This window comes from Candidatus Marinimicrobia bacterium CG08_land_8_20_14_0_20_45_22 (assembly GCA_002774355.1).
Lineage (GTDB): Bacteria > Fidelibacterota > UBA2242 > UBA2242 > UBA2242 > 0-14-0-20-45-22.
On sequence record PEYN01000190.1, the window covers coordinates 1 to 9,305 of the forward strand.

Sequence of the window (9,305 nt, forward strand, 5' to 3'; positions counted from 1 at the left end):
CTCTTCTTGAAGAATCTCTGACAGGTTTCAACGATAAAAACATCTACATTGCGCTGAGTAAGGCTTATCAGGATTCGGTCCCGAAGCTTCGGGAAAAGCCGAAGAGTGCCTGAAGACCGTGACGTACATGTTCCCGCAAGTTCTATCCCCGCATCTTCTGCTGGCACAACTGTATCACAGAGCCGGATTTGTATCCAAAGCCGTCAGCGAACTGCAATTTATCATCGAAGCAGAGCCGAAAATTATGTCCGAAGAGGTGATAACGGTTAAACAGGACGCTCAACGAATGTTATCCCGAAGCTTCGGGATTGCTCGATAATTTCAAGGTAATGATATACGAACCGCTTGTCAAATAATTGTTGCTTTTCGGATCGCAATTTTATACAATCAACATGTTTTTTAAATTGATTATTATATTAAAGAGTATAAAGTATGTTTCAATCTCATATCGGAGAAATGGCGGCGCTGATGACGGCGGTTTGCTGGTCGTTCACATCACTTTCGTTTGAAGCGGCAGGCAAAAGAGTCGGTTCCTTACCGGTCAATGTCATACGTCTGGTTCTTGGTTTCATCTTTTTGAGCGTTTTTACATTTTTCGTCCGGGGAATGATTCTGCCGTTCGACGCCTCGGCGCATGTCTGGATTTGGCTGTCGCTTTCGGGTCTCGTCGGATTTGTCATCGGCGATCTGTTTTTGTTTGAAGCGTTTGTAACTGCAGGGGCACGGATTTCCATGCTCATGATGTCGTTCGTCCCGCCGATAACCGCCTTGATCGGCTGGATAATGCTCGGTGAGACGTTAACGTGGTTCGAGATATTGGCAATGGCAATGACCGTTTGCGGTGTGGCGCTGGTCGTGCTGGAAAGAAACGCCGACAACCGTGTGACATTCTCGCGACCAATCAAGGGAATTTTGTACGCATTCGGCGGAGCCGTCGGTCAGGCGGTCGGATTGATCCTCAGTAAATACGGGATGGGCGATTATAATGCGTTTGCCGCGACGCAAATTCGCATCATTACCGGCATTGCCGGATTTTTACTGATATTTATTCTTTTTAAGCGGACGAAAACGCTGATTCCCGCCGTCCGAAACGCAACGGCGATGAAACTTACAGCGCTCGGCGCTTTCTTCGGGCCGTTTCTCGGCGTCTCGCTTTCGCTGTTTTCTGTTCAGCATACCCAAGCGGGAATTGCATCGACGATCATGGCTCTGCCGCCGATTCTCATCATTCCGCTTGCCATATTATTGTTCAGGGAAAAAGTCACCGAACGAGAATTCCTCGGTGCGCTGATCGCCGTCGTCGGGACGGCGTTGTTCTTCATTTGATCTTATTTATCGAAGAATCGTAAACCGCCGAACGGCTGATTCGCCGGCTGTCGAAATCTTGATCAGGTACATTCCGGTTGGCGCCGGTTTACCCGAATTCGTTCGACCGTTCCATTGGAAATCGTAGCCGTTTCGATTTGCGAGTTCGATGCGCGTCGAAAAGATTTCTTCGCCGAGAAGGTTGACGATGGAAATCTGCGTCGAAGTCACGTTTTTTCCGAAAATGATGGGGAAGATCGTGCCCGGATTCGCCGGATTTGGATAGTTCGGCAGAATGGCGAATTTTTCGGGTAGAACGGTCGTTTGTTCGATCGAACTGGGTCTGTCCAAAAAGGCGATGATTCTTGCCATGACGGAATCGCGCGCCGATTCGGGATAGATCGTCTCGAAGGGAAAAGCGAGATAAACCAATTTTCCTGAAGTTGCAGACGATCCGAAAACGCCTTCGTAACCGATTCCCGCGCAACCGTCTGTTTCATAAGTCGCTCCGTCGTAGTCTATTAGACGAACAGCAGAGCTAATCGGTTGAATTCCGTCCGGGTAGTTGACATCGTAAGTTCCGTGTGTACCGTCGTCAAAATTGAAATTGTCGATCCCATCGAAAATGCCGCCGCTTGCGGGAATTGTCGCATATTTGCCGACGTCGTCTTTAATGTACTTCGCTTTCATGTAATTGGCGTAGAAAGTCTTATCTTCTGTAGATGCGTAATTTCCGGCGAGGTCGTATCCGATCTCACTTCCGGAAATGAAAAGCGATCCGCCGCTTTCCAAATAATCACTGATTTTGGTTTGCTCCTGAGAAGTAAAGACGCTTGTTACGGTTCCCTCTTCGCCGAGAATCCAATCGACGATACGATAATCGGTCAACTGAATCCCGCCGGAGATAGCAGCCTCGTTTGAGGCAAAATCGAAAGTCCGCCCGTTCGCGAAAACGGATGAGCCGTGTTGCCGCACGAAGTCAAAAGTATTAACCGTGCCATCCGTGCGGTCGAAACCGTTGACGATCAGAATGCTTGATGATTCGCTCGACGGAATGGCGGCGCCGACTTCGGTGAACGAACTTTCACCACCGGAATTGACGGCTTTCACCTTGAAATAGGTGATTGGGTTGATTGAGTTGATTAGGTTGATTGTGGAAAAAATGAGAAGTGTATCGTTGGTGCGACTGGTCGTCAATGAATCGAAGGTGATGCCGTCTGTTGAGGAATAGATCACGAAATGGTCGGCGGACGGTTTTGCGGATCGACATGAATCCGGATCGACGAACTGCTATGATTTAAGACCATTAAGCCTGTCGGTTGAGACGGAGGGAGCGACCCGCCGAAAGCATCTGCCAATGCACCCCAAAGTTCGGGGCGCGTTCCGTCATGTCCCAGCGCCCACATACCGACACCTTGCAGGTTTTTCGCTTTGGCGAAATTGTACTTCAGCGCAATGCTTAAAGAATCATCGTACCAGCATTGACGCCAGAGTGTCGTGTAATATTTGTACCACGGCGTCTGTGAAGTTGCGTCCCAGAGGCGTCCGTAGGTTTGTGCGTTGACGACGGCAGTAGAAAAAACGACCGATTTGGCTTTGGTACTGTCAGTCTTCGAATATGCTTCGCCTGTCAGTGTTGCCCAATCCTGTCCGTAATATGGAATACCAAGAACGATTTTTGCGCCGTTGTTTCCGGTTTTAGTCAAGTAAGTATTGACGGTATTGGTGACATTGATCGAACCGCCGATGAGCGGCGAATTCGGTCTGGATTGCGTAGAACCCGACCAGTAATAATCGTAACCCATGATGAAAAGCGCGTCGCAGATATTTGCTAATGCGTTGTAATCCCACGCGCCGTTCCAATCGACAGCCGGAGTTGCCATTGAAATGTGAGCGTTTGGAATGTGAACGCGGAAGGAATCAGCCAATTCCTGCATAAAAGCAACCAGATTCGTCTTTTGCGTGGCGGGCATTGATTCAAAGTCGATATTCACGCCGTCGCCATTTCCATATTCAACTGCATCCAGGAGATTCATCACGCATTCGTGCCGGTATGTCGCATTTCCCAGTAATGTCGCCAGCGTGCCGGAATCGAAAACGTCGCGACGAGGACGACGCGAACGCCGTTGGTGTGGGCTTTATTGACAAGAGCGGAAACCGGCCAATCGTGCATGTTGGTGATGCCGCCGGTCGATGTGATTTCCGCGCTGAAATAGGCGACGGTCGTCAGCAGTTGATAATTCAGCGAACTGTAAGCGGAATATTGCCAGTAAGGAAGATAGCCGAAGACCTCATGCGTTGTGGTTTTAGCGATTCGCGGCTGTAAATCGGCAACTTCGGAAAGCGGGATGGATTCATCCGGCGCTGATTTGATATTCTGATGCAGTTCGGATTCAATCTGGTGAATGCCCGGATGTTCTCTCATCTGATCGATCGTCTGTGTGTTTCCGGCGGAAATGAATGACAAACCGAGGATAGCGGTGAAAAATAAGCGTTGATGAAATTTTATCATAAATAAAATCTGATTGTTACGAGTAAAAAAAGCATCCGATTTTATCACTTTTCTTTAAGTTGAACCAGAAAATTTTCGGAACTTTGTGGTAGAGTAAAACTTTTTTGAAAAACGGGAAGTCTAAGCGATTGATGAATGACGAACAACTCATACTGAAATTTTTGAATGGTGACGCGGGCGCGTTCAACACGCTCGTCTGGCGTTAGTCAGCGAATTATACAAAGAAGTCGAGCGAAATCGGCAATCTGATCTGAAATTGGTATCGACCGCCGTCGAGGGAGTGCATTATGAGGCGCAGAGAAGGCCAGAGATGAAAACAAAAAAAATATTGTTAATGTGGATGTAAAAAATGGGTCAGAATCGACCGGTGATGAAAAAACTCCGCAACAGATCATCGATGAGACTAAGAAAATACTTAAAGAGTTTTACCTCAATTATGCAAGTTCGATCAAATCACTCAGTCCGAATGACCGCATTTGCGTGAATATTCGAATTCGCAACGACAGTCTTGTCCTAAATGAAGAAAAGAACGCGAAAAAGACACCCAATCAATTGCGCGCTACGGCTCTTGTCAGCGACCTGACGAAATTCCGTCAGGGCAAATTAGATGAAACATCGATGGTCAGTAAAATCCGAATCCCAAACGAAGACGTTCCGTCTGTCTGTTAAATGGCGGAATGTTTTTTATTAAAGTGAAGTATGGCTGGAAACCATTTTTAAAGGAGAAAATTAGATGCTCAACATTTTTAACTATCATGTGAGGGATAGTCAGTTAGTGTTGTTGGCCAAATTAGTTTCGAAGGTAGAGTAACCGGCGACGAGTGCACAATATCAATTTATTCAATTTGCAAGAGGTGGAAAGACCTGATTAATCTTTTTTTCAATATTCCTCTTTACTTTTTCTAAAGGATGCCGTATATTACTTACGAGTTACTTACGGGTTTTTGTCGAAGTGAAAGGAAGGAAACGATGAAAAAAGGATTGTCACCCAAAAAACAGCGGTTTGTAGAGTTCATTCAGAATTTTACCGACGTCAATAAGAGAGCGCCGACGTTTCAGGAGATCATGAGCGGTTTAAAAATTAGGTCGCTTGGTACGGTGAACTGGTATGTCAAAGAATTGGAGCATTTCGGAGCGTTGAAGCGTTCGGGTGCATCGAACGCCAAACGTGCGCTGATGATTCCTGAACGAAAGCAAAGCGTGGGCAGTTTGCCTCTACTTGGATTGATTGCCGCCGGCTATCCGTTGGAGGCGATTGAAAATCGCGAGTCGATCGAGGTTCCGCTCTCGTATGCATATCCCGGGAATTATGTTTTACGAGTCAAAGGCGATTCGATGATCGATGACAACATTCAGGATGGCGATTATGTGATCGTGAGACAGCAGGTGTCAGCGGAGAACGGGCAGACGATTGTGGCGTTTATTAACAATGAAGCGACGCTCAAGCGGTATTATCCGAAGCCAGACGGAATCGAACTACATCCGCGAAATCTGGCATACGCTGTGATTCACGTCGGCGTTCATGATGAGTTCAAAATCGGCGGCGTGGTGCTTGCGGTCTTCCGGAAGTATGAATAACCACGAGCCGCGGAGGTTGCTGGGATGGCGGAGAAGAGAAAGAGTATGGATGATGCTTAGAAGGTAAATGCGTTAGAGACAGGGAATAGGATATGAATAGCGAGTTGTTCATCCATCAGAATCCGCGTTTGTCGCCGTTGGGAACATTCATCGGTGGCTGGCAAACTGAAACTCTGCGTTCTCCGCGGTTAGACGATTTTTCAGTCTTTCATGTTCGGCTGTCCGATTTTGAGCTTCAGGTGGAGCGGATGATGGATGTGAGTTTGCGGACGCGCCCGATCGCGATTATTTCATCGAATCGCCAAGATGGGACGATCGTTTCGTCTTCGCAGGAAGCATTGTCCGAGGGCCTGTTCCCAGGGCTGAAGGTTTCGCTGGCGCGCCGTATGTCGCACGGAGTCATTCTTTTGCCGTATAATTCCATGCTCTATTCGCAGATGCACCAGTACGTTTATCAAACAATCGCGCACTATTCGCCGGTGATCGAACCGACGGTTTTCGGACAGTATTTTGCCGATATGAGCGGCATGAGCGGCGTTTATCATGACAATTTGTGGGCGGGTTCGCTGATCGCGAAAGATATTCAGTTCAAAGTCAATCTTGAAAGCCGCGTCGGTATCAGCGCGAATAAACTCGTCAGCCGGATTGCAACGGCGGTCGTTCCGGAGACGGTTTATCGGGTGGAGCCGGGCGGTGAGCAGGTTTTTCTTTCGCCGCTGGATTCGGAACATTTACCGGCGACCGCCGAGCCGTCTGTCAACAAGATCGTCAAATTCCTATTGCTTCGACAGGTTAAAAACGTACAGGAAGCGACCGCCGAACCCGACGCGGGTGAGATCCTGTTTGGGAAACATTACCGGCGATTGTTTTTGGAGGCGCGAGGCAAGGATTATTCTGTCGTCCAGCCGCCGCAATTGCGCGATCACATCATCCAGCAAACCATTTTAAAGGAAGATACAAATAACGAAGCGAAATTGATAGCCGCCGTGCGAAATCTTGCCGAACAAACGGCACATCAACTGCGCGCCCGGAAGCAAATCGCTAGGTCGTTGTCGGTCGAAGTTCATTATACCGATGGTTTGAAAAACGCGAGGAAAGGATCGGTGGCGTTCAACGACGATGCGACAGTTGTTCAAGAAGCCATTCGTCTGTTTCTTGCCGCCAATTTCCGCCGAAACCGTGTCCGTGCGGTCGTTATCGATGCGACGCGCTTTCAGCCGCTTGCTAATCAACTCGATTTATTCCGATCGAAAAAGGACGATGGTCTTTCGCTCGCCGTTGACCATATTCGCAGAAGATACGGATTCTCCGGAATCATGAATGCGGCCAGCCTGATAACCACAAAGTCACAAGGACACGAAGATTTTTTAAAAATCATTGTGTCCAAAAATCAAAAAGATATTTTGGTTCCCTCTGCATTTTTTGCGAACTCAGCGGTTAGGTAAAATTATGTTTGTCAATCTCAACACGCATTCTACCTTCTCGAAAATGTCTGGCACGGCGACGCCTCGGGAATTGATTGCGCAGGCAAAAACGTATCGCCAGACGCATCTCGCACTGACGGAAGTTAACGGGTTTTACGGCTTTATCCGATTTGTCCAGTGGGCGAAAGAGCAGGATATGAAGCCGATAGCGGGAACCAACATCGTCACATCATTTGCCGATATTATTTTGCTGGCGGAAAATCAATACGGCTACGAGAATCTCTGCCGGGCGATCTCGCGCGTTCACGACGGCGACGCGGTTTCAATAACCGAAATCCTGATGCCCAATCGGGAAGGACTTTTCGTGCTAGCGCATCAAGAAAAAGTTTTGGCGGAACTTGCACAATTCCTCCCATCGACGCACTTGTATGTTGAACTTCGGCTGGGCGTTTCGGAGCGTGAGGCGCGGCGATTGGCGACGCAATTTTCACTGGAAATCGTGGCGACCGGCGATGTCTATTTTTTGAAATCTGACGACTGGAAAACGCATCAAATCCTCCGTGCAATCGATAAAAACGCCACGCTCTCGCAATTGACGGCGGAAGATTTCAAGAGCGGCCGGCATTTTTTTCGATCCGAAAAGGAAATTGTCGAACTCTTTCCGAATAGTCTCGATGCAATCAACAATTCCCAGTATCTTGCCGAACGTTGCAAAACCGATTGGACTTACACGAATACGATTTTTCCTGGCTTATCGCTCAAGGAGACGAATCTTGCTAATAAACAACTTCGCGATCTGATTTACGAAGGCGCTAAGGTTCGGTACGGCGAGATAAGTGATGCTGTCAAACAGCGAATCGAGTATGAATTTTTGCTTATTTTGCAAAAAGGTTTTGCTCCGTATTTTCTCGTCGTGTGGGATATTGTCAAACAGACAAAATCGACAATCGGACGCGGTTCTGGCGCCGCTTCGATTGTCAGTTATTGCCTCTTCATCACGCAAGTCGATCCAATTCGGTACAATCTGCGATTCGAGCGGTTCATTCATCCAGAACGCGTTGATATGCCGGACATCGATATTGATTTTCCGTGGGATGAGCGCGATGACATTCTTGACTATATTTTTAGGAAATACGGAAAAGAGCGCGCGGCGATGGTTTCGAGTCAGGTCTTCATGCAACCGCGCTCCGCTGTTCGAGAAGTCGGTAAAGTTTATGGTTTGTCGAATGAAGAGATCAAAGCCGTGACGAAACGCATCGGCTATTTTGCGCGAAAGACAGAACTTCTGAAGTGGATTAAAACCGATCCGCGTTTTCAAAACCTTGAACTCGATGACACGCTCGAAGAAATTATTCGACAAAGCGAAAAAGTAGTCGGCGCACTTCGGATTTCTTCGGTGCATCCCGGCGGCGTTATCATTGTGCCGGAGGAAATTCGAAAATACATTCCGGTGTTGATGGCTCCAAAAGGCGTGCAGATCGTCGAGTGGGAGAAAGATCAAGTCGAAGATTCCGGTTTACTGAAAATCGACATCCTCGGCAACCGTTCGCTCGCCGTCGTGCGCGACACGCTGAGACAGATCGGTTTTTACCGAAGTGAGTTCGTGGATTATCACAAAATTCAACCGATCGGTGATCCGGAAACCGAAGAAATGATGAAAGCCGGACGGACAATGGGCATTTTTTACATCGAAAGCCCGGCGACACGGTTACTGTTGAAAAAAGCCGGGCGCGTAGATTTTGAACATGTCGTAATTTATTCGTCAATCATTCGACCGGCGGCGAATCGGTTTATTAACCTGATGTTGGAAAGAATTCACGGCAAGCAGTGGAAACTTTTACATCCCGATTTAAAATGCTTGGAGGAAAGTTACGGCATCATGGTTTATGAAGAGCAAGTTTCGATGGTGGCGCGTGAAATTTCCGGATTTGGATACGCTGAGTCGGATTACGTTCGGAAGGTTGTTTCCCGTCCTGCGCTGGCGCATTTGGTGCCGATTTGGAAGAAGAAGTTCATCACGGGCGCTCTGAATCGCGGCTACTCGCTGAAATTGGCTGACACGCTTTGGGAAATGATTGAGTCATTTTCCGGATACTCGTTTTGCAAACCGCATTCGGCATCGTATGCGATGCTGTCGTTTACGTGCGCGTATTTGAAGACGCATTTCCCGGCAGAATTTCTCGCGGCGGTTATCACCAATCAGGGCGGATATTATTCGGCGTATGCCTATTTGAGCGAGGCGCGGCGATTTGGAATTCAAATTCTTCCACCGCACATCAATCTGAGTCAGCGTGAATACAAGGGCAAAAAGGACAAAATCCGGATAGGATTTATGGCAATCAACCGGCTTCAGGACAAGACGATTGACGCAATTCTCAAGGAACGGAAGTCTGGCGATTTCAAATCGTTGGACGATTTTCTGTCGAGAATCGATATCGACCTTTCCGACGCGATGGCGCTGACGAATTCCCGCTGTTTTGCCGATC

9 protein-coding genes are annotated in these 9,305 nt (G+C 48.0%); 6 read left to right on the forward strand and 3 right to left on the reverse strand.

Annotation, left to right across the window (positions count from 1 at the left end; all coding sequences use genetic code 11):
- Window positions 1-127 precede the first annotated feature (127 nt).
- Window positions 128-319 (forward strand): hypothetical protein, encoded by a 192-nt coding sequence (locus COT43_10720; protein ID PIS27391.1) that lies wholly within the window; start codon window positions 128-130, stop codon window positions 317-319.
- A gap of 113 nt (window positions 320-432) precedes the next feature.
- Window positions 433-1,326, forward strand: coding sequence for an EamA family transporter (locus COT43_10725; GenBank protein PIS27392.1), 894 nt, complete (start codon window positions 433-435; stop codon window positions 1,324-1,326).
- Window positions 1,327-1,332: 6 nt separating this feature from the next.
- Here COT43_10725 and COT43_10730 read toward each other — a convergent pair whose 3' ends face one another.
- Genes COT43_10730 through COT43_10740 form a run of 3 tightly spaced genes read right to left on the reverse strand, consistent with a single transcriptional unit; the run spans window position 1,333 to window position 3,865 of the window.
- A complete protein-coding gene (locus COT43_10730) occupies window positions 1,333-2,541 on the reverse strand; it encodes a hypothetical protein (protein ID PIS27393.1) in 1,209 nt (402 codons plus the stop codon).
- On the reverse strand, window positions 2,538-3,386 hold the full coding sequence (locus COT43_10735) for a hypothetical protein (GenBank protein ID PIS27394.1): 849 nt from the start codon (window positions 3,384-3,386) through the stop codon (window positions 2,538-2,540). The genes COT43_10730 and COT43_10735 overlap by 4 nt, the downstream gene beginning before the upstream one ends.
- A complete protein-coding gene (locus COT43_10740) occupies window positions 3,341-3,865 on the reverse strand; it encodes a hypothetical protein (protein PIS27395.1) in 525 nt (174 codons plus the stop codon). The genes COT43_10735 and COT43_10740 overlap by 46 nt, the downstream gene beginning before the upstream one ends.
- 288 nt (window positions 3,866-4,153) lie before the next feature.
- Here COT43_10740 and COT43_10745 point away from each other — a divergent pair, with 288 nt between their 5' ends.
- From COT43_10745 to COT43_10760, 4 genes are all read left to right on the forward strand, one after another.
- Window positions 4,154-4,486: a hypothetical protein gene (locus COT43_10745; protein PIS27396.1), complete on the forward strand. Its 333-nt coding sequence runs from the start codon at window positions 4,154-4,156 to the stop codon at window positions 4,484-4,486.
- A 240-nt stretch (window positions 4,487-4,726) separates the two neighbouring features.
- Entirely contained in the window at window positions 4,727-5,395 is a 669-nt protein-coding gene (gene lexA / locus COT43_10750; protein ID PIS27397.1) for a repressor LexA, read from the forward strand.
- A 92-nt stretch (window positions 5,396-5,487) separates the two neighbouring features.
- A complete protein-coding gene (locus tag COT43_10755; GenBank protein PIS27398.1) occupies window positions 5,488-6,840 on the forward strand; it encodes a hypothetical protein in 1,353 nt (450 codons plus the stop codon).
- A gap of 4 nt (window positions 6,841-6,844) precedes the next feature.
- Window positions 6,845-9,305, forward strand: a 2,461-nt coding sequence (locus COT43_10760; GenBank protein ID PIS27399.1) for a DNA polymerase III subunit alpha, incomplete at its 3' end; no start/stop codon positions are given.

Excerpts from the sequence above, each read along its gene's own strand:
- COT43_10755 (PIS27398.1), top strand. The coding sequence starts at position 5,488 with ATGAATAGCGAGTTGTTCATCCATCAGAATCCGCGTTTGTCGCCGTTG.
- lexA (PIS27397.1), top strand. The coding sequence starts at position 4,727 with ATGCCGTATATTACTTACGAGTTACTTACGGGTTTTTGTCGAAGTGAA.
- COT43_10720 (PIS27391.1), top strand. The coding sequence starts at position 128 with ATGTTCCCGCAAGTTCTATCCCCGCATCTTCTGCTGGCACAACTGTAT.
- COT43_10725 (PIS27392.1), top strand. The coding sequence starts at position 433 with ATGTTTCAATCTCATATCGGAGAAATGGCGGCGCTGATGACGGCGGTT.